Below are 20,407 nucleotides of genomic sequence, written 5' to 3'. Positions count from 1 at the left end.
ACCAAGCCGAATCGGTGCGTACGGAGAGCGCCGGGAAGGAACCCTTGCCCCCCAAGCTCGAGTCCAATAGAAGAAGCGGCTTCAAGTTCGCCGCCGACCCCCGGTTGCTCGGGCTGGCCGGTGTGCTGGTGATCCTGTGCGTCGTGGGGCAGGTGACCCGGCCCGACCAGTTCTTCACCGACGGCAACATCTCCACGATCCTGCGGCTCGCCGCGGCCATCGGGGTGGTCAGCGTCGGAATGACGTTCGTGATCATCGCCGGTGGTATCGACCTCTCGGTCGGGTCGATCGTGGCGCTCTCCAGCGTCTGGCTGACCACCTTGGCCACCCAGTCCTACGGCCCGTGGGTGATGATCCTTTGTGGACTCCTGGTCGGCCTCGGCTGCGGGCTGATCAACGGGATCCTGGTCTCCTACGGGAAGATCGTGCCGTTCATCGCGACATTGGCGATGTACGTCTCGGCGCGCGGTCTCGCGGAACGCATCAGCGGCCGACGCACGCAGGTGGTGTCCGAGGCGGGCTTCCTGGACTTCTTCCGCGGCGACCTGCTCGGCGTCCCGGTGCTGATCTGGATGTTCGCGCTGGTGTTCGCGATCGGCTGGGTGGTGTTGAACCGCACCACGTTCGGCCGCCGCACGTTCGCGGTCGGCGGCAACGCCGAGGCGTCGCGGCTGGCGGGCATCAACGTCAAGCGGCACACCGCACTCGTCTACGGCGTCGCCGGCCTGTGCTGCGGTATCGCCGCGCTGATGGTCGTCGCCCGCACCACCGCGGGCGCCTCGACCAACGGCATGCTCTACGAGCTCGACGCCATCGCGGCGGTCGTCATCGGCGGCACCCTGCTCACCGGTGGCCGCGGCTCGCTCATCGGCACCCTGATCGGCGTGCTGATCTTCACCGTGCTGTCCAACATCTTCACGCTCAACAACCTGGACACCGACATCCAGAACATCGCCAAGGGCGTGATCATCGTGCTGGCCGCGCTGCTGCAGTTCCGCTCCGTCAAGAAGACCAAGACGAGTACTTAGTGGTCACCCCCGTCACCGTGGATGGAGAGTCCTCATGACCGAACAATCCCTGCATCGCCGACGTTTCCTGCTGGGAGGCGCGGCCGTCGGAGCGGGTGCGCTGCTGACCGCGTGCACCTCGAACGAGGCACCGGCGCAGAACAACGCGGCCAACGTGGCCAACGCCGGGGCGAACTCGCAGCCCGGAACCCCGGTCACCATCGGGTTCTCGGCCCCGGCCGCGGACCACGGCTGGATGGCGGCCATCACCAAGAACGCCCGCGCGCAGGCGCAGAAGTTCAGTGAGGTCACGCTCAACGCGACCGAGGGCACCAACGACGTCAACCAGCAGATCTCCCAGGTCGAGACCTTGATCAACGCCAAGGTCAACGTGCTGGTGATCCTGCCGTTCGACGGCAAGGCGCTGACCGCGGTCGGCCAGCAGGCGATGGACACCGGGATCCAGGTGATCAACCTGGACCGCGTCTTCGACACCCCGCTCGCGTACCGCACCTGGATCGGTGGCGACAACTACCGCATGGGCGTCAACGCCGGGAACTACATCGCCCAGCAGATGAAGGCGAAGAACATCGCCAGCCCGGTCATCGGCGAGGTCGCGGGAATCGACTCGCTGCCGCTGACCCAGGAACGCAGCAAGGGCTTCAAGGACGCCTTGACCCGTCAGGGTTTCACGGTCGGCCCGCGGGTCGCCGCGGAATTCACGCCGGAGTCCGGCGAGAAGCAGACTTCGAACCTGCTGCAGTCCGCGTCCAAATTGGACGCCCTGTGGAACCACGACGACGACCAGGGGGTCGGGGTCATCGCGGCGATCAACAACGCCAACCGCAAGGACTTCCTGATGGTCGGCGGCGCGGGTTCGAAGAACGCGATGAACCTGATCAAATCCGACGCCGAACCGCTGAAGGCGACGGTGCTCTACAGCCCGTCGATGGCGTCTTCGGCGATCTCGCTCGCGCGGCTCCTCGGCCAGGGCAAGGGAGCCGGCGACTTCGCCGAGCACGAGATCCCCGCCGAGATCACCACGTACTCCGCGGTGGTCACCAAGGAGAACGTCGACAAGTACATGGACGTCGGCTTCGACTCGTAAACCCGCGTACCCGACACACGCAAGCGGAGACATAGGAGGGGCATGAGCACGGCAAGGGAAACGATCGGGATCGGCATGGTGGGCCACGCGTTCATGGGTGCGGTGCATTCGCACGCGTGGCGCAGCGTGCATCGGTTCTTCACGCCACCGCTGATCCCGAGACTCGCCGTGCTCGGCGGCCGTGACGAGGTGCGGACGAAGGCCGCGGCGGAACGGTTCGGCTGGGAAGACGTCGAGACGGATTGGCGCGCGCTGATCGCCCGCGACGACGTCGACCTGGTCGACATCTGCACGCCGGGCGACAGCCACGCCGAGATCGCGATCGCCGCGCTCGAAGCCGGGAAGCACGTGCTGTGCGAGAAGCCGCTGGCGAACACCCTCGCCGAGGCCGAAGCGATGGCCGAGGCGGCGGCGAAGGCGCGGGCCGGCGGTGTCCGGTCGATGGTGGCCTTCAACTACCGCCGGGTGCCCGCGCTCGCGCACGCCAGGAAGCTGGTCGCGAGCGGGGCGCTCGGCGAGATCCGCCACGTGCGGTCGGTGTACCTGCAGGACTGGCTGTCCGACGCCCAGTCGCCGATGACCTGGCGGCTGCACAAGGACAAGGCGGGCTCCGGCGCGCTGGGCGACCTCGGCGCGCACATCGTCGACGCCGCCCAGTTCGTCACCGGCGAGACGATCACCGGGGTTTCCGCGCTGACCAACACCTTCGTCAAGGAACGGCCGGACGGCGACGGCGGCACCGGGCAGGTGACCGTCGACGACACCGCGTTGTTCCTCGGCCGGTTCACCGGCGGGGCGGTGGCGAGTTTCGAGGCGACCCGGTTCGCGCTGGGCCGCAAGAACGCGATGCGGCTGGAGATCAACGGGTCGAAGGCGAGCCTGGCGTTCGACTTCGAGTCGATGAACGAACTGTCCTTCTTCGACGGCGGCCAGCCCGCCACCGAGGCCGGGTTCCGCCGGATCCTGGTCACCGAACCAGAGCATCCGTACGTCGGGGTGTGGTGGCCGCCGGGGCACCTCCTCGGCTACGAGCACACCTTCACCAACGAGGTCGCCGATCTGCTCACCGCGATCGGCGAAGGCACGGATCCCGAACCGTCCTTCGAGGACGGGTTGAGGGTTCAGCGGGTCCTGGACGCGGTCGAGCGCAGCGCGTCCGAAGAGGCGCGATGGACCGCTGTGCCCGGCGTCACCACGAAGGGAAGTAACTGAGGAGTAGATCCAGCCGAAAGTCGCATGACGGCTATCACTGCGACTTGGTTCGATCCGAAACATCCGACCATCGGAGGTTGGGGTTCTCGGGTTTGGGAAAGGTGGAGAAATGCCTGCTCACGAGCGTACGGGCATCTGGTTGATCGGGGCGAGGGGGTCTGTCGCCACCACTGCCGCGGTAGGGCTCCTCGCTCTCCGCGCGGGGGTGACGGGCGGTGGCGGCTGCGTCACCGAACTGCCCGCGTTCGCCGGGGTTCCGTTGCCGGGCTGGGACGATCTGGTCCTCGGCGGGCACGACATCGTGCACACCCCGCTGGAGAAGCGCGCCGAACAGCTGGCACACGCCGGTGTCTTCGGGCACTCCGTGTTCTCCGCGGTCCGGTCCGGGCTGGCCGAGGTGGACGCCGAGATCCGCGACGGCTACCACCCGGCGACGCACACCGGAGCACAGGCCGACGCGGCCGCCCGGCTCACGGCGGACATCCGGGCTTTCGCCGACCGGCACGACCTCGCGCGGGTCGTGGTGGTCAACGTGTCCTCCACCGAGGCCCCGTGTCCCCACCTGCCCGAACACGACGACCTCGACGCTCTCGGAGAGGCTTTGGCCGACCCCGCGCGGGCGGTGCTCCCGTCGAGTTCCCTGTCGGCCTACGCGGCGCTGAAGGCGGGGAGCCCGTACGTCGAGTTCACGCCGTCCGCCGGGATCACCCTGCCCGCGCTGCGGAAGCTCGCCGAGCGGGAAGGCCTGCCGTACGCGGGTTGCGACGGCAAGACCGGTGAGACGCTGCTGCGCACCGTCCTCGCGCCGATGTTCAGCGCGCGGGCGCTGAAGGTCCGCTCCTGGGCGGGCACCAACCTGCTGGGCGGCGGCGACGGCGAGACCCTCGCCGACCCGGTGACCGCGAACAGCAAGCTGGAATCCAAGGCCCGTGGGCTCGCGGCGCTGCTCGGCGAAGACGTCACCGCGCCGCTGCACATCGACAACGTGCCCGACCTCGGCGAGATCAAGACCGCCTGGGACCACGTGTCGTTCGAGGGTTTCCTCGGCGCGCGCATGAGCCTGCAGTTCACCTGGACCGGTTACGACTCCGCGCTCGCGGCACCGCTGATCCTCGACCTCGCCCGCTTCGTCACCGCGGCGCACGCCGACGGCCAGAGCGGCGCGCTGACCGAACTCGGCTTCTTCTTCAAGGATCCGCTGGGCAGCGACGAGCACCGGTTCGCCGAGCAGACCGCCCGCCTGATCACCTGGGCGGCCGCACTGTGAAGGCTTATGCGGAACTCGTGCGGGCGCCCGCGGCGCTGACGGTGCTCGGCGACACGGTCGCCGGGTCCGCCGCGGCGGGGCTCAAGATGACCGGACGACGGCTGCTGCTGCCGTTGTCCTCGGTCGCCTTCTACTGGGCCGGGATGGCCCTCAACGACTGGGCGGACCGGAAGCTCGACGCCGTGGAGCGTCCCGAGCGGCCGATCCCGTCCGGGCGGGTGAGCGCGGGCGCGGCACTCACCACTGGTGCCGCGCTGACCGCGGCCGGGCTGGGCCTGGCCGCGCTCGGCGGCGGGCGTCAGGCGATGCGCGTCGCGGTCCCGCTCGCGGCCGCGGTGTGGGCCTACGACACCGTGCTCAAGCCGACCCCGGCCGGACCGGTCGCGATGGCGGCCTGCCGCACTCTCGACGTCCTGCTGGGGGCGGGCGACGACCCGAAGAAGGCGGCCACCGCTGCCGCGGCGGTGGGTGTCCACACGCTCGGCGTCACGGCGCTGTCCACCGGGGAGGTCCACGGCGCGAATCCGGCGACGGCCCGCGCCGCACTGGCCACCAGCTGTGCGGCGACAACGTTGGCATTGACCGGGCCGGCACGTGGAGGCTGGCATCGCGCGGCCTCGATGGCGGCCGGTTCGGGCTACGCGGGGCTGGTCGGCCGGGCGCAGGCGGACGCCGTCCGCGACCCATCGGCGAAGTCCGTGCGCTCGGCGACCAAGAACGGCATCCACGGCATGGTCCCGCTGCAGGCGGCGGTCACGGCCAAGGGCTCGGTACTGGGGGCGGCGCTGGTCGCGGCCGCGCTGCCGATCGCCCGCAAGCTGTCGAGGAAGGTGAGCCCCACATGACGTTTTCCCTCGGATACGGCACCAACGGTTTCTCCAACCACCGCCTCGACGACGCGCTCGCGATCATCGCCGACCTCGGGTACACCGGGGTGGCGCTGACGCTGGACCACGACCATCTCGACCCGTTCGCCGACGATCTGGTGCGGCAGGTCGACCACGTGGCTTCGCGGCTTTCGTCGCTCGGCCTGAACCGGGTCGTCATCGAGACGGGCGCGCGGTACCTGCTCGACCCGTGGCGCAAGCACTCGCCGACGCTGCTCTCGGACGACCCCGCGCGGCGGATCGACTTCCTGGCGCGGGCCCTGCGAATCGCCGGGGACCTCGGCGCCGACTGTGTCTCCTTCTGGTCTGGTGTGTCCACTGTGGACGCCGATCTGGCCTGGTCCCGGTTGCGTGACGGTGTCGCGGTGGTCCTGGAGCACGCCGCGCGGCTGAACGTCCGGCTGGCGATGGAACCCGAGCCCGGGCACCTCGTGCAGCACCTGAGCCAGGTCCTGGACCTGCGCAAGGAACTCGGCGAGCCGGAGCTGTTCGGCGTCACGCTCGACGTCGGGCACTGCGTCGCCGTCGAGCCGGTCAACGCGGCCGAATGCGTCCGTCTCGCCGGTCCGCTGCTGTGGAACGTGCAGCTGGACGACATGCTGCCGAGGGTCCACGAGCATCTCGAGTTCGGCGACGGGCACCTGGATCTGCCGGGGACGCTCGCCGCGCTGGCGGAGATCGGCTACACCGGGCTGGCCGCGGTCGAGCTGCCCCGGCACAGCCACGCCGCGCCGGACACCGCACGCCGGGCCTTCGACGCGCTCACCGCGGCGATGCCGCAGACGTGGTCGGCCAAGGCGGAACGCCGGATCCGGGAGAAGCCTTCGGTGATCGGCTCGATCTTCCCGGCCGTCGGCCGCGAGGTCGGTCGTGAGGCGCTGCGCCCGGACACCGATCCGCAGGGCCTGGTCCACGGCACCGTCGACGACCGGGCACGGGTCCGGCTCGTGTCGGTCCTGGCCGAAGTCCTCGACGACGCGGCGCTGGCCGCGGAACTGCGCGATCTCTACCGCTACGGCGACGACGCCGAGCGGCGCGGGGTCTTGCGAGCGCTCAACGGGCTTCAGTCCCCGGGCGCCGAAGTCACCGACGCCGGTATCAAGCTGGTCGAAGACGCCTTGCGCGCCAACGACATCAGGTTGGTCGCCGCCGCCATGGGTGCGTTCGCCCGGTTCCTGGACGATCACACCTGGCGCCACGGCGTCCTCAAATGCGTCTTCGTCGGTGTGCCGCTGGCCGCCGTCGCGGACCTCACTTCCCGCGCGGACGACGAGCTGAGGCGCATGCTCGCCGATTTCGCCGACGAACGCAGGGCGGCCGGACGTGACGTACCCGCCGACGCCCTCGAACTCCTCAAGGAGAACTGAGCCAGTGCGTATCTTCGATCCCCACATCCACATGTCCTCCCGGACCACCGACGACTACGAAGCCATGTACGCGGCCGGTGTCCGCGCGCTGGTCGAACCCGCGTTCTGGCTGGGGCAGCCGCGCACAAGCGTCGGCTCGTACACCGACTACTTCGACGCGCTCATCGGCTGGGAGCGGTTCCGTGCCGCCCAGTTCGGCATCCGGCACCACTGCACGATCGCGCTGAACCCCAAGGAGGCCAACGACCCCCGCTGCCGTGAGGTGCTCGACGTGCTCCCGAGGTACCTGGCGAAGGACGGCGTGGTCGCGGTCGGCGAGGTCGGCTACGACTCGATGACCAAGGAGGAGGACGAGGTCTTCTCGCAGCAGCTGGCGATGGCGCTGGAGCACGACCTCCCGGTCCTGGTGCACACCCCGCACCGCGACAAGCTCGAAGGCACCAAGCGCACCCTCGACGTCGTCCGCGAGGCCGGCGTCGCGCCGGAGCGCGTGGTCGTCGACCACCTCAACGAGGTCACCGTCAAGCTGGTCAAGGACTCCGGCGCCTGGATGGGCTTCTCCATCTATCCGGACACCAAGATGGACGAGCACCGGATGGTCGAGATCCTTCGCCAGTACGGTCTCGACCAGATGATCGTCAACTCGGCCGCCGACTGGGGCCGGTCCGATCCGCTGAAGACCGCCAAGACCGGGCAGGCGATGCTCGACGGCGGGTTCACCGACGCCGACGTCGACAAGGTGCTGTGGCAGAACCCGGTCGACTTCTACGGGCTCAGCGGCAGGCTCACGCTCGACCCGCTGCCCGGGTTCACCGGCGAGGCCGTGACGTTCGAGGGCAACTCGGTGCTGCGAGGTGCCCGCAAATGATCTCCTACTGCACGAACGTCCACCCCGCGGAAGACGTCGACGGCATCGTCACGCAACTGGAGCGGTACGCGCTCCCGGTGCGCGAGCGGCTGGGCGCCGACAAGCTCGGCGTCGGGCTGTGGCTCTCCGCACCCGTCGCGCGCGGGCTCGCCGATGACGCCGAGGCGCGCAAGCGCTTCCGCGCCGAACTCGATGCCCGCGGGCTGTCGGTGTACACGCTCAACGCGTTCCCGTACGGCGGTTTCCACGACGACGTCGTCAAGCACGCGGTCTACCGTCCTGAGTGGACTCATCCGGACAGGCTCGCGTACACGATCGACTGCGTGAACGTGCTGTCCGACCTGCTCGCCGAAGACGCGACGTACGGCAGCATCTCCACGTTGCCGCTCGCGTGGCGAGAGCCGTGGACCGAGCAGGACGACCGCCACGCGGCCGAGGCTTTCGACCAGGTCGTCCGGGCGATCGGTGACCGGCCGATCAAACTGGCCGTCGAGCCGGAGCCCGGCTGTGTGCTCGACACTGTCGCCGACGCGCTGGGCTGGCTGTCCGGCCGGGCCGACCCGGAGCACGTCGGGCTGTGCCTGGACACCTGTCACCTCGCGGTGTCGTTCGCCGACCCGGCGGAGACCTTGGCCGCGATCGCGAAGTCCGATGTGGACATCGTCAAGGTGCAGGCTTCCGCCGCCCTGCACGTCGATGACCCCGCCGAGGCGAAGGAAGCGCTGGCGGCGTTCGCCGAACCGCGCTACCTGCACCAGGTCCGCGAGTTTTCGGGAGGTGTCGTGCGCAAGGCCGACGACCTGCCCGACGCGTGGACCGACCTGCCGGGGGAGGGGCCGTGGCGCGTGCACTTCCACATGCCGCTGCACCAGGCCCCGGCCGCGCCACTGTCCACCACGACCGACGTCCTGCACACCGTCGCCGCCGGGCTGCCCGGCGAACCGCATATCGAGGTCGAGACCTACACCTGGAGCGTGCTCCCGGACGCGGGCGACCTCGTCGGCGGGATCGCCGCGGAACTCGAGTGGGCACAGGCGAACCTCGTCAAGGAAGGGGTGTCCGCGTGAAACCCTTGGTCGTCATCGACGTCGTCGGGCTGACCCCGAAGGCGTTGCGGGACATGCCGAAACTGTCCGCCGTCGCCCGCGACGGCTGGCAGGCCGAACTGGGCACGGTGCTGCCCGCCGTCACCTGCAGCGCGCAGTCGACGTTCCTCACCGGGCTCATGCCCGCGCAGCACGGGATCGTCGGCAACGGCTGGTACTTCCGCGAACTCGGTGAGATCTTCCTGTGGCGCCAGCACAACCGGCTCGTCGGTGGTGAGAAGCTGTGGGAGACCGCGCGGGCGGCGCATCCCGGCTACACGTCGGCGAACGTCTGCTGGTGGTACGCGATGGGGATGAGCACCGATGTCACGGTGACCCCTCGGCCGATTTACCACGCCGACGGCCGCAAGTCACCGGATGCCTACGTGCGGCCACCGGAGCTGCACGACCGGCTGACCGGTGCGCTGGGGGAGTTCCCGCTCTTCCAGTACTGGGGTCCGACGGCGTCGCTCAAGTCGAGCAAGTGGGTCATCGGCGCGTCGCGGCAGATCCTGCGGGAGAAGCGGCCGGATCTGCTGCTGACCTACGTCCCGCACCTGGACTACGACCTGCAGCGCTTCGGCCCCGACGCGCCACAGGCTCGGAAAGCCGCGCGGGAGCTGGACAACGCGCTCGCGCCGCTGCTCGACGACGCCCGCGACGCAGGGGCGACCGTGATCGCGCTCAGCGAGTACGGGATCACGAACGTCAGCAGGCCGGTCGACATCAACCGGGCACTGCGGCGCGAGGGGCTGCTGGAGGTCTACACCCAGGCGGGCATGGAGTACCTCGACCCGTGGGCGTCGCGCGCGTTCGCCGTCGCCGACCACCAGGTCGCGCACGTCTACGTCCGCGACTCCTCCGATGTGGAGCGAGTGCGCGGAGTCGTCGGCGAGCTGACCGGCGTCGACGAGGTGCTCGACCGCGAGGCACAGGCTCGTTACGGGTTGGATCACGAACGCGCCGGCGAACTCGTCGCGGTCGCGGAGCCGGATTCGTGGTTCACCTACTACTACTGGCTCGACGACGAGCGGAAGCCCGACTTCGCGCGCGGCGTCGAGATCCACCGCAAGCCGGGTTACGACCCCGCCGAGCTGTTCTTCGACCCGGAGGACAAGTTCGCCAAGGCGCGGGCCGGGCTCAACCTGGCGAAGAAGTTCGCCGGGCTCCGGTACGCGATGGACGTGGTCCCGACCGATCCGCGCTGGGTGCGCGGTTCGCACGGACGGCTCCCGGATTCCGCGGAGGACGGTCCGGTGCTGCTCTGCTCCGACCCGGCCTTCCAGCCGTCCGGTCGCATCGGGGCGACCGACGTCCACCCGCTGCTGTTGTCGCTGCAAGGCCTGAAGTGAACGGGACACGCGTGCTTGGAGGCGGAACACACGTGATTGGAGACCGAACACCGTGATCCGCCTATAGGCACGCGTGATCCGCCTCCAATCACCGCAAGTCCTTCCTTGATCGCCGCCGCTCATCGAAAGGATCGCTACTGCTATGTCTTTGAAACGACGATTGGGTGTGCTCGTCACATCCATGGTCACGGCTCTGACAGGCGTCGCGCTACCGATGCAAACCGCATCGGCGCACGAAGCGGCGACGGTGCTCGTGTTCTCCAAGACCGCGGGCTTCCGGCACGATTCGATCCCCGACGGGATCAAGGCGATCAAGGAACTGGGTGCGCAGCACCACTTCGGGGTGGAGGCCACCGAGGACGCGGCCGCTTTCACCGACGCGAACCTCAAGCGGTTCAACGCGGTGGTCTGGCTTTCCACCACCGGTGACGTGCTGAACGCGGACCAGCAGGCCGCGTTCGAGCGGTACGTGAAGGGAGGCGGCGGGTACGTGGGCGTGCACGCCGCCTCCGACACCGAGTACGACTGGCCCTGGTACGGCGAACTGGTCGGGGCCTACTTCAAGTCCCACCCGCAGATCCAGCAGGCGAACGTCAAGGTCGAAGACCACGAGCACGTGTCCACTCATGCTCTTCCGGAGACCTGGCCGCGTACGGACGAGTGGTACAACTACCGGGAGAATCCGCGAAGCGACGTCCATGTGCTCGCGAGCCTGGACGAGAAGAGCTACCAGCCCGGCGACGGCGCGATGGGCGATCACCCGATCGCCTGGTGCCACGAGAACTCCGGCGGCCGCTCCTGGTACACCGGCGGCGGGCACACCAAGGCCTCCTACGCCGAACCGGCCTTCCGCTCGCATCTGGCTGGCGGCATCAAGTACGCCACCAAGCTGAGCGAGGCGGGCTGCGCCAAGGAGACCCAGGAGGATCCGGTCGACGCGGACTTCGACCAGATCACCCTGGCCAAGGGCGAGGAAAAGACCGGCGAGCCGATCGCGCTCTCCGTGCTGCCCAACCGCGACGTCCTGCACACCTCGCGCGACGGGCGCGTCTGGTACACCAGCTCCTCCGCGACGACCTCGCTGGCCGGGCAGATCCCCGTCTACAACCACGACGAGGACGGCCTCCAGGGTGTCGCCATCGACCCGGACTTCACCAAGAACCGCTGGGTCTACCTGTACTACGCGCCCAAGCTGAACACCCCGGCCGGTGACGCGCCGGAGAACGGCACCCCGGCCGACTTCGAACCGTTCAAGGGCTACAACCAGCTCTCCCGGTTCAAGCTGGGCACCGACAACAAACTCGACCTCGCGAGCGAGCAGAAGATCCTTCAGGTCCCGGCCGAACGCGGTATCTGCTGCCACGCCGGCGGCGAGATCGACTTCGACGCGCAGGGCAATCTTTATCTGTCCACAGGGGACGATTCCAACCCGTTCTCGTCCGACGGTTTCACCCCGATCGACGAACGCGCCGACCGCAACCCGGTCTACGACGCGCAGCGCACCTCCGGCAACACCAACGACCTGCGTGGCAAGGTGCTGCGGATCAAGGTCGGGGGAGGAGGCAAGTACACGATCCCCAAGGGCAACCTGTTCCCGAAGGGCAAGGCCAAGACCAAGCCCGAGATCTACGCGATGGGTTTCCGCAACCCGTTCCGGTTCGCCGTCGACCGCAAGACCGGCTGGATCCACCTCGCCGACTACGGTCCCGACGCCGGTGCGGCCGACCCGAAGCGTGGTCCCGGCGGAACGGTCGAGTTCAACCTGATCAAGAAGCCGGGCAACTTCGGCTGGCCGTACTGCATCGGGGACAACCAGCCGTTCATCGACTACGACTTCGCCACCAAGCAGTCCGGCGCCGCCTTCGACTGCGCCAAGCCGAAGAACACCAGCCCGCGCAACACCGGGCTGACCGATCTGCCGCCGGTCGAGAAGGCGTGGATCCCCTACGACGGTGGTTCCCTGCCGGAGTTCGGCACCGGACCCGAGTCGCCGATGGGCGGCCCTGTCTACCAGTACGACGCGAAGAACCCTTCGCAGACGAAGTTCCCGGAGTACTTCAACGGCAAGACCTTCGCCTACGAATGGGAACGCGGCTGGATCAAGGAGATCACCGTCGGACCGAACGGTGAACGCGGCGCCATCAAGCCGTTCTTCGACTCGATGGACCTCGTCCGCCCGATGAACCTGGAGTTCGGCCCGGACGGCGCGCTCTACGTCCTCGACTACGGCACCGGCTACTTCGGCGGCTCCAAGGAATCCGCCGTCTACCGCATCGACTACACGAAGGGCCGCCGGACGCCGGTCGCCCAGGTGGCCGCGGACAAGACGTCCGGCCAGGCGCCGTTGACCGTCAAGTTCGACCCGTCCGGGACGAACGACCCCGACGGCGGAGCGCTCACCTACGCCTGGGACTTCGACGGGAACGGCACGACCGACTCGACCGAAGCCGCGCCGGTCTCCCACACCTACACCGCGAACGGCCAGTACACGGCGAAGCTCTCGGTCACCGACTCCACCGGGCTGACCGGCTCGGCGAGCGTGGTGGTCACCGTCGGCAACACCGCGCCGGTGGTCACGCTGAAGACGCCGGTCGACGGCAGCGTGTTCAGCTTCGGGGATCAGGTCCCGTTCAAGGTCGAGGTGAGCGACGCCGAGGACAACCCGATCGACTGCTCGAAGGTGACCGTCGAATACATCCTCGGCCACGAGGGCCACGGGCATCCGCTCAGCCGCGCGACCGGCTGTGAGGGCACCATCGCCACGCCCGCCGACGAGGGACACGGCGCCGACGCCAACGTCTTCGGTGTCATCAACGCCAGCTACACCGACAACGGCGGCAACGGCGTGCCCGCACTCACCGGCGAGGCCGAGTCCCTCCTGCAGCCGAAGCTGAAGCAAGCCGAGTTCTACACCCAGTCCAGCGGGATCGAGGTCGTCGCGCACGCCGGCGCCAGTGGCGGCAAACGCGTCGGCCACATCGAATCCGGTGACTGGATCAAATTCGACCCGGTGAACCTCGTGGGTGTCGGCGGCATCGGCTATCGGGTCTCGTCCGGTGGCGCGGGCGGCACGATCGAGGTGCGCTCGGGCGCGGTGGACGGGCCGCTGGTCCAGACGGTCGCCGTCGCCAACACCGGCGGCTGGGACACCTATGCCGACCTCCCGGCCTCCGCCATCACCGACCCCGGCGGCACCGGCGCGCTGTTCCTCGTGTTCCGCGGCGGTTCCGGTGGCTTGTTCGACGTTGACGCGATCACCTTCGAGGAGAACTGATGAGCCGTCCGATCACCTTGTTCACCGGCCAGTGGGCGGATCTCCCGTTCACCGAGGTGTGCAGGCTTGCCGGCGAATGGGGCTACGACGGCCTCGAGATCGCTTGTTCCGGCGACCATTTCGAGGTCGACCGCGCACTGTCCGAAGAGGACTATGTGCCCGGCCGCCTGAAGCTGCTCGCCGAGCACGGCCTCAAGGTGTGGGCCATCTCCAATCACCTCGTCGGTCAGGCCGTCTGTGACGACCCGATCGACGAACGCCACCAGGCCATCATCCCCTCCCGGGTGTGGGGAGACGGTGAACCGGAAGGCGTCCGGCAGCGGGCGGCGAAGGAAATGGCCGACACCGCCCGCGCGGCGGCGAAACTCGGGGTGGACACGGTCATCGGCTTCACCGGTTCGAAGACCTGGAAGTACGTCGCGATGTTCCCGCCGGTCTCGCAGGCGGTCATCGACGAGGGCTACCAGGACTTCGCCGACCGGTGGAACCCCATCCTCGACGTGTTCGACGAGGTGGGCGTGCGGTTCGCCCACGAGGTCCACCCGTCGGAGATCGCTTACGACTACTGGACCACGAAACGTGCGCTCGAAGCTGTCGGCGACCGTCCGGCATTCGGGCTGAATTGGGATCCTTCGCATTTCATCTGGCAGGACCTCGACCCGGTCGGTTTCATCCTCGATTTCGCCGACCGGATCTACCACGTGGACTGCAAGGACACCAGGAAGCGGTTCGACGGACGGAACGGACGGCTCGGCTCGCATCTCCCCTGGGGAGATCCCCGACGTGGCTGGGACTTCGTTTCGACCGGGCACGGCGACGTGCCCTGGGAGGACTGTTTCCGCGCACTGAATTCGATCGGCTACGCCGGTCCGATCTCGGTGGAGTGGGAGGACGCCGGCATGGACCGGCTCCGGGGCGCGGCGGAAGCCGTGACCTATCTGCGGGGGCTCCTGTTCGACAAGCCGTCGGCGGCCTTCGACGCGGCTTTCAGCAACCAGAAGTGAGGGCGGTTTCATGTGCGGTGAAGAAGCTGAGCAGTTCCACTCTCGACGGGCGCTCCTGCGAGGTGCCGCGACGGCGGCCGTCGCGGTCGGCGCGGCGGTAGCCCTGCCGGGCTTGGCCAACGCCTCCGTCTCGACCGGGGCGGAGGCACAGGGTCATGGCCGTGGCCGGGTCCCGGTGGACAAGATCAGCATCCAGCTCTACTCCCTGCGCACCGCGCTGCAGGCCGATCTGCCGGGAACGCTGTCCGCGCTGGCGGACATCGGCTACCGGAAGGTCGAACTGGCGGGCACCTACGGCCGCACGGCCGAGGAGTTCCGCGGTCTGCTGGACAAGAACCACATCAAGGCGACGTCCACGCACGTCGGCATCGACGGTGACCTCGACAAGACCATCGCGGACGCGAAGGTCCTCGGGAACACCCGCGCCAACGTGCCGTGGGCGAACTTCGACACCATCGACGGCTGGAAGCAGTTCGCCGGACGGATGGACACGGCGGCACGGAAGTTCCGCCAGGCCGGTATTCCGCTCGGCTACCACAACCACGCGCACGAGTTCGCGGCCATCGACGGCGTGCGCCCGTACGACGTGCTCACCAGGAACACGAACCCGCGGTACGTGCACCTGGAGATCGACCTGTTCTGGGCGGTGGAAGGCGGGATGGACCCGGTTTCGCTGTACCGGCAGCACTGCCCGCGCGTGGTGCAGTACCACGTCAAGGACCGGACGGCGGCAGGCGAGATGGTCGATCCCGGCAAGGGCGTCATCGACTTCCCCGCCATCTTCCGCCACACCCGTCCCCACCTCGCCGAATACATCGTCGAGCACGACAACCCCACGGATCCCCTGAGCACCGCCCAGACCGGATTCACCTATCTCCGTAACGTCCGCTTCTAGCTGGGGAATCCACAATGGACAAGAACAAACGCGGGCTGTCCCGCAGATCGATGCTCGCGGGCACCGCGGCCGGGGTCATCGCCCCGGTCGTGGTGTCGGCCAGCGCCGGTTCGGCACCGGCCGCCGCGGCCGGGATGACCCGCAACATCACCGTGTACGCCGACTACGTTCCCGGCTCGACCCGGGTCGGTTACGGGCTCGAGCCCGGCAAGCCGACGATCCCCGGGCCGCTCCTGGAGTGCTACGAGGGTGACACGCTGGTGATCGAACTGGTCAACAACACCGACCAGCGGCTGTCGATCCACCCGCACGGTGTCAACTACGACACCAAATCCGACGGCTCGCCCTTCAACGATTCCTTCAACAAACCCTACGAGACCAAGACCTACACCTGGAAGACGCGGACGGCTTACCAGGCGGCCAACGGTTTCTGGATGCCCGGCAGCGCGGGGTACTGGCACTACCACGACCACGCGTTCGGCGGCGACCACGGCACCGCGGGCCTGATGAAGGGCCTCTACGGCGGCCTGATCGTGCGCAAACGCGGGGATCTGCTGCCCAGCAAGCAGTTCACCGTGGTGTTCACCGAGATGTGGATCAACCACCAGGTCGCCCCGAACACGCCGATCTTCGAGGCGAACCTCGGTGAACGCGTCGAGTTCATCTGCATCGGGCACGGCAACCTGATGCACACCTTCCACCTGCACGCGCACCGCTGGGCGGACACCCGCACCGGCATGCTCACCAGCGCGACCGACAACGCCCCGATCCTCGACAACAAGACCCTGGACCCCGGCAACTCCTTCGGGTTCCAGGTGATCGCCGGTGACGGCGTCGGGCCGGGCGCGTGGATGTACCACTGCCACGTCCAGCAGCACTCGGACGACGGCATGTCCGGGGTGTTCCTGGTCCGCAACGCCGACGGCGGGATGCCCGCGGGCGCCCAGGAGGCGATCGACCGCTTCAAAGGTCATCAGCACACCACCACGTCCACGCCGGACGCCACCGGCGCCTCGGCCCACATCCATCACTAGTCTTCGAAAGGAGCGAGAACTTGAGACGAATCTTTTCGCAACGTCGGCTCCGCAGACGGTCACTGGCCGCGTTGGCGGTCGGCGCCGTAGTCACCTCCGGGCTTCCCCTGGCCATCGCACCGGTGACCGCCGAAGCCGCGACGAACGTCCCGGTCAACGTCCTGGTCTTCCACGGCACCGCCGCGGACCAGAAGGACCCCGTCTTGCGCGCCACGGACGCGATCGCAAGCCTGGGCCAGGCGAACGGGATCACCGTTTCGTCCTCTTCGGACCCCGCGGTGTTCACCAGCGCCAACCTCGCGAAGTACCGCGGTGTCGTTTTCCTGTCCGCGCAGGGCATCACGCTGAACCGTGACCAGGAAACCTCGCTGCAGAACTACATGAAGGCGGGCGGCGGCTTCCTCGGCCTGTCCGACGCCGCGCGGGCCCAGGACGGTTCGCAGTGGTTCTCCGGGCTGATCGGCGCGCGCCCGGTGGGGGCGCGTCCCACGCCGGAGGCCGTCGCCTCGGTCACCGCGAGCGCGGAGAACGCGCCCAACGAGGGCAAGGAGAAACTGGCCGACAACAACGAGAACACCAAGTGGCTGGCCTTCACCAACACCGCGTGGGTCGCCTACAAGCTGGCCGCGCCGGTCGCGGTGAGCAGCTACGCGCTCGTCTCGGCGAACGACTTCGCCGGACGTGACCCGAAGAGCTGGACCCTGCAGGGATCCAACGACGGGACGACGTGGACCGATCTGGACAACCGCACCAACGAGGTGTTCGCCGACCGGTTCCAGAGCCGGACCTTCACCTTCACCAACACCACGGCCTACTCGAACTACCGGCTGAACATCACCGCCAACGCCGGTGAGCCGGCCACCCAGCTGGCCGACTTCAAGCTGTTCAAGGACCAGTCGACCACCCCGCCGCCGCCCGAGCCGGACCCGGCGCAGGCCACGGTCGACGTCCTCGACAAGGCGAACCCGGCCACCGCCGGCCTGCCGCAGAAGTGGGTCCGCACCGACCGGTGGCTCAACTGGGAGGTCAACCCGGTCGGCACGGTGCACACCGTCGCGCAGGTCGAGGAATCGACCTACAAGCCGGGAGTCGGCGCGAACGGCGCCTTCCACCCGATCTCGTGGTGCCGTGACTACGACGGAGGCCGCTCCTTCTACACCGGGATGGGCCGGACCGAGGCGAGCTACGGCGAAGCCCAGTTCCGCGGCCACATCCTCGGCGCGCTGAAGTGGACCACCGGCATGGTGCGCGGTGACTGCAAGGCGGGCATCGCGGCCAACTACAAGGTCGAACGCCTGACCGCGAAGAACCAGCCCGGCCAGATGGACCAGATCGGCGAGCCGCACGGCCTGACCATCGCGCCCAACGGCCGGGTCTTCTACATCGGCCGCGCGGCCTGTGCCGGCAACGTGGTGCCCGCGCCGAACGACTGGACCAACCCCGAGATCGGCGCTGGCTGCGGCACGATCCACCAGTGGGACCCGGTCACCAAGAAGCCGAAACTGCTCACCACGCTCAAGGTGATGGGCAACCGCGGCAGCGGCGACGAACTGGTCAAGAACGAGGAAGGTCTCCTCGGGCTCGAGCTGGACCCGAAGTTCAGCGAGAACGGCTGGATGTACGCCTACTGGATGCCGCACGAGTCGATCGACCGCGACAAGCGGATCGGCAAGCGCACGGTCTCCCGGTTCACCTACGACCTGAAGAACCAGACGCTGGACCAGGCCACCCGCAAGGACCTGCTGTCCTGGGACGTCCAGATCCACAGCTGCTGCCACGCCGGCGGCGGCATGGCCTTCGACAAGGACGGGAACCTCTACATCGGTTCCGGTGACAGCAACTCGTCGCAGGGCTCCAACGGGTACTCCGGCAACAACTGGACCCAGGACTACAAGGGCTTCTCGTTCCAGGACGCGCGCCGTACCGCCGGTAACACCAACGACCTCAACGGGAAGATCCTGCGGATCCACCCCGAGGCCGACGGTACCTACACCAACCCGGCAGGCAACCTGTTCCCCGAAGCCAACGACCCCGGGAACAAGACCAGGCCCGAGATCTACGTGATGGGCGTGCGGAACATCTCGCGTCTGCAAGTCGACAAGAAGACCAACTGGCTGACCGCCGCGTGGGTCGGTCCGGACGCGTCTTCGCCGAGCCCGGAACTCGGCCCGGCCAAGTACGAGACCGCCACGATCATCACCGAGGCGGGCAACCACGGCTGGCCGTACTGCATGGGCAACAAGCAGCCCTACCGTGACCGCAGCAGCACCGACGCCGCGGTCCTCACCGGCTGGTACGACTGCGACAACCCGGTCAACACCTCGCCGCGCAACACCGGCCTGGTGAACCTTCCGCCGGTCAAGAAGAACATGATCTGGTACTCGCCGGACGGCGGCGGGCCGGTGTTCCCCAACCGTCCCAACAGCTCCGTCCCGTCGTACAACGCGGCCGAGGCCACCTACACGCAGCCCTATCTCAAGGGCGGCGGCCAGGCGGTCATGACCGGGCCGACGTACCACCGCGATCTGGTCAACACCAACAGCGGTGTGGCGTGGCCGTCGTACTGGAACGACAAGTGGTTCATCGGTGACCAGAGCAACGGGCAGAACCGGATCGCGGTCACCGTCGACCCGAACGGCGTGCCCAAGCAGGATCCGCCGGTGTTCGCCGAGACCGTGCGGCAGATCATCCCGACCGGTGGCGGCGACCAGAAGCTGCAGAGCTGGATGGACGCCGAGTTCGGCCCGGACGGCGCGCTGTACGCGCTCGACTACGGCAGCGGCTTCTTCACCTTGCAGGACAACCAGAAGCTGGTGAAGATCAGCTACATCGGCGGCGAGGCCACCCCGTCCGCGGCGGCGATGTCGACGATGGTGCAGAACAAGCCGCTCACCGCGGCCTTCACCGGGTCGAAGTCCGGCGGTGTCTCCTACAAGTGGGAGTTCGGCGACGGCACGATCTCGACCCAGCCCGACCCGCGGCACACCTACCCGCGCACGGGTCTGTACACCGCCAAGCTGACCGTGACCTACGCGGACGGCGAGACGGTGACCACGCGGAACTCGGTCAGCGTCGGGTGTCTCGTGCCGGATTCCGGTGCCACGGTGACCATCGGTGACACCGACACCGGGGTGACCAACCGGAACGCCGGTGGCGGCTGCACGGTCGACGACATGATCGACGACGAGAGCACGTGGACCTCCCACGCCGGTTTCGTCAACCACGTCACCCAGGCCGTGGACCGGCTCGGTGACCTCGGCGTGCTGAACGCGGCCGAGTCGGACAAGATCAACGCCGCGGCCGCCGCGTCGCCCATCGGCAACCCGGGCGTCACCGGCTACGACGCGATCTACGACGGTACGGCCGCGTCGTTCCGCAACTGGTCGCAGGCGCCGTCCGGGCAGTTCGCGATCCAGCCGGACGGGTCGCTGCGACCCTCCGGCGGGCTCGGCATGCTGTGGTACTCGGCGCGGCAGTTCGGCGACTTCTCGGTGAAGCTGCAGTTCAAGGACATCGCGCCGACCGGCAGTGCCAACAGCGGTGTGTTCGTCCGGTTCCCGGATCCGCGCACTCCGCTGGAGCAGCGTCCGCCGGGCAGTTGCGGCACGGTCGGCTCGGCGAGGACGTCGCAGGCCTGGGTCGCGATCTACTGCGGTCACGAGGTCCAGCTGTACGACGGGGCCACCGGTGAACCGCAGAAGACCGGGTCGATCTACAACTTCGACCCGCGGCCGCTGGACCAGGCGGGCGTGAAGCCGAAGGGGACCTGGAACGAGTACGAGGTCAAGGTCGTCGGGCAGAAGTACACGATCATCCGCAACGGTGTCGTGATCAACGAGTTCGAGAACGCGCCGGGCATCCAATCCTCGCGCGCCGGTGACCCGTCGACCGACTTCCGGCAGTTCGTCAGCGGGTTCATCGGTCTGCAGAACCACAGCGACAACGACGTGATGGAGTTCCGCAACATCCGGGTGCGGCAGCTGTAGCGCGAAAACCGGCCGGGCGCGCCTCCCTCGCGCCCGGCCGGTCTCCCTGTACGGAAGGTTT

General features: G+C 68.3%; 14 protein-coding genes. All 14 read left to right on the top strand.

All coding sequences use genetic code 11. The features are described 5' to 3' along the window. Positions 1 to 44: 44 nt before the first annotated feature. The 14 genes from H074_RS31950 to H074_RS31885 all read left to right on the top strand — a co-directional run bounded on the left by H074_RS31950 (position 45) and on the right by H074_RS31885 (position 20,346). Positions 45 to 1,028 carry an ABC transporter permease gene (locus H074_RS31950; RefSeq protein ID WP_085941051.1) on the top strand — a complete coding sequence of 328 codons (984 nt, stop codon included), beginning with the start codon at positions 45 to 47 and terminating at the stop codon, positions 1,026 to 1,028. Positions 1,029 to 1,062: 34 nt separating this feature from the next. Further along, on the top strand, positions 1,063 to 2,115 hold the full coding sequence (locus H074_RS31945) for a substrate-binding domain-containing protein (RefSeq protein WP_007034220.1): 1,053 nt from the start codon (positions 1,063 to 1,065) through the stop codon (positions 2,113 to 2,115). A 42-nt stretch (positions 2,116 to 2,157) separates the two neighbouring features. Then, a complete protein-coding gene (locus H074_RS31940) occupies positions 2,158 to 3,327 on the top strand; it encodes a Gfo/Idh/MocA family protein (RefSeq protein ID WP_007034219.1) in 1,170 nt (389 codons plus the stop codon). A 109-nt stretch (positions 3,328 to 3,436) separates the two neighbouring features. Next, entirely contained in the window at positions 3,437 to 4,594 is a 1,158-nt protein-coding gene (locus H074_RS31935) for an inositol-3-phosphate synthase (RefSeq protein WP_039923763.1), read from the top strand. Next, positions 4,591 to 5,439, top strand: a complete 849-nt coding sequence (locus H074_RS31930) for an SCO3242 family prenyltransferase (protein ID WP_007034217.1) — start codon at positions 4,591 to 4,593, stop codon at positions 5,437 to 5,439. The genes H074_RS31935 and H074_RS31930 overlap by 4 nt, the downstream gene beginning before the upstream one ends. After that, on the top strand, positions 5,436 to 6,848 hold the full coding sequence (locus H074_RS31925) for an EboA domain-containing protein (RefSeq protein WP_007034216.1): 1,413 nt from the start codon (positions 5,436 to 5,438) through the stop codon (positions 6,846 to 6,848). Before H074_RS31930 ends, H074_RS31925 begins: the two co-directional genes overlap by 4 nt. A gap of 4 nt (positions 6,849 to 6,852) precedes the next feature. Continuing rightward, positions 6,853 to 7,716: a TatD family hydrolase gene (locus tag H074_RS31920; protein WP_007034215.1), complete on the top strand. Its 864-nt coding sequence runs from the start codon at positions 6,853 to 6,855 to the stop codon at positions 7,714 to 7,716. After that, a complete protein-coding gene (gene eboE, locus H074_RS31915) occupies positions 7,713 to 8,783 on the top strand; it encodes a metabolite traffic protein EboE (protein WP_007034214.1) in 1,071 nt (356 codons plus the stop codon). Before H074_RS31920 ends, eboE begins: the two co-directional genes overlap by 4 nt. After that, complete coding sequence (locus H074_RS31910; protein ID WP_007034213.1) at positions 8,780 to 10,153, top strand: alkaline phosphatase family protein; 1,374 nt, start codon at positions 8,780 to 8,782, stop codon at positions 10,151 to 10,153. The genes eboE and H074_RS31910 overlap by 4 nt, the downstream gene beginning before the upstream one ends. Before the next feature lie 181 nt (positions 10,154 to 10,334). Continuing rightward, positions 10,335 to 13,427, top strand: a complete 3,093-nt coding sequence (locus tag H074_RS31905) for a ThuA domain-containing protein (protein ID WP_007034212.1) — start codon at positions 10,335 to 10,337, stop codon at positions 13,425 to 13,427. Continuing rightward, positions 13,427 to 14,431, top strand: coding sequence for a sugar phosphate isomerase/epimerase family protein (locus H074_RS31900; RefSeq protein ID WP_007034211.1), 1,005 nt, complete (start codon positions 13,427 to 13,429; stop codon positions 14,429 to 14,431). The genes H074_RS31905 and H074_RS31900 overlap by 1 nt, the downstream gene beginning before the upstream one ends. Before the next feature lie 10 nt (positions 14,432 to 14,441). Then, complete coding sequence (locus H074_RS31895) at positions 14,442 to 15,326, top strand: sugar phosphate isomerase/epimerase family protein (RefSeq protein WP_007034210.1); 885 nt, start codon at positions 14,442 to 14,444, stop codon at positions 15,324 to 15,326. A gap of 14 nt (positions 15,327 to 15,340) precedes the next feature. Continuing rightward, entirely contained in the window at positions 15,341 to 16,360 is a 1,020-nt protein-coding gene (locus tag H074_RS31890) for a multicopper oxidase domain-containing protein (protein ID WP_007034209.1), read from the top strand. 20 nt (positions 16,361 to 16,380) lie between these two features. Beyond that, positions 16,381 to 20,346 carry a ThuA domain-containing protein gene (locus H074_RS31885; RefSeq protein WP_039923762.1) on the top strand — a complete coding sequence of 1,322 codons (3,966 nt, stop codon included), beginning with the start codon at positions 16,381 to 16,383 and terminating at the stop codon, positions 20,344 to 20,346. Positions 20,347 to 20,407 lie beyond the last annotated feature (61 nt).

It is taken from the genome of Amycolatopsis decaplanina DSM 44594 (assembly GCF_000342005.1).
In the GTDB taxonomy this organism is placed as follows: Bacteria; Actinomycetota; Actinomycetes; order Mycobacteriales; family Pseudonocardiaceae; genus Amycolatopsis; species Amycolatopsis decaplanina.
This window is presented reverse-complemented; position numbering and strand designations above follow the sequence as displayed.

Bases quoted from the DNA above. Each gene is read 5' to 3' on its own strand.
- H074_RS31945 (WP_007034220.1), top strand. From the start codon at position 1,063: ATGACCGAACAATCCCTGCATCGCCGACGTTTCCTGCTGGGAGGCGCG.
- H074_RS31940 (WP_007034219.1), top strand. From the start codon at position 2,158: ATGAGCACGGCAAGGGAAACGATCGGGATCGGCATGGTGGGCCACGCG.
- H074_RS31935 (WP_039923763.1), top strand. From the start codon at position 3,437: ATGCCTGCTCACGAGCGTACGGGCATCTGGTTGATCGGGGCGAGGGGG.
- H074_RS31925 (WP_007034216.1), top strand. From the start codon at position 5,436: ATGACGTTTTCCCTCGGATACGGCACCAACGGTTTCTCCAACCACCGC.
- eboE (WP_007034214.1), top strand. From the start codon at position 7,713: ATGATCTCCTACTGCACGAACGTCCACCCCGCGGAAGACGTCGACGGC.
- H074_RS31905 (WP_007034212.1), top strand. From the start codon at position 10,335: ATGGTCACGGCTCTGACAGGCGTCGCGCTACCGATGCAAACCGCATCG.
- H074_RS31900 (WP_007034211.1), top strand. From the start codon at position 13,427: ATGAGCCGTCCGATCACCTTGTTCACCGGCCAGTGGGCGGATCTCCCG.
- H074_RS31895 (WP_007034210.1), top strand. From the start codon at position 14,442: ATGTGCGGTGAAGAAGCTGAGCAGTTCCACTCTCGACGGGCGCTCCTG.
- H074_RS31890 (WP_007034209.1), top strand. From the start codon at position 15,341: ATGGACAAGAACAAACGCGGGCTGTCCCGCAGATCGATGCTCGCGGGC.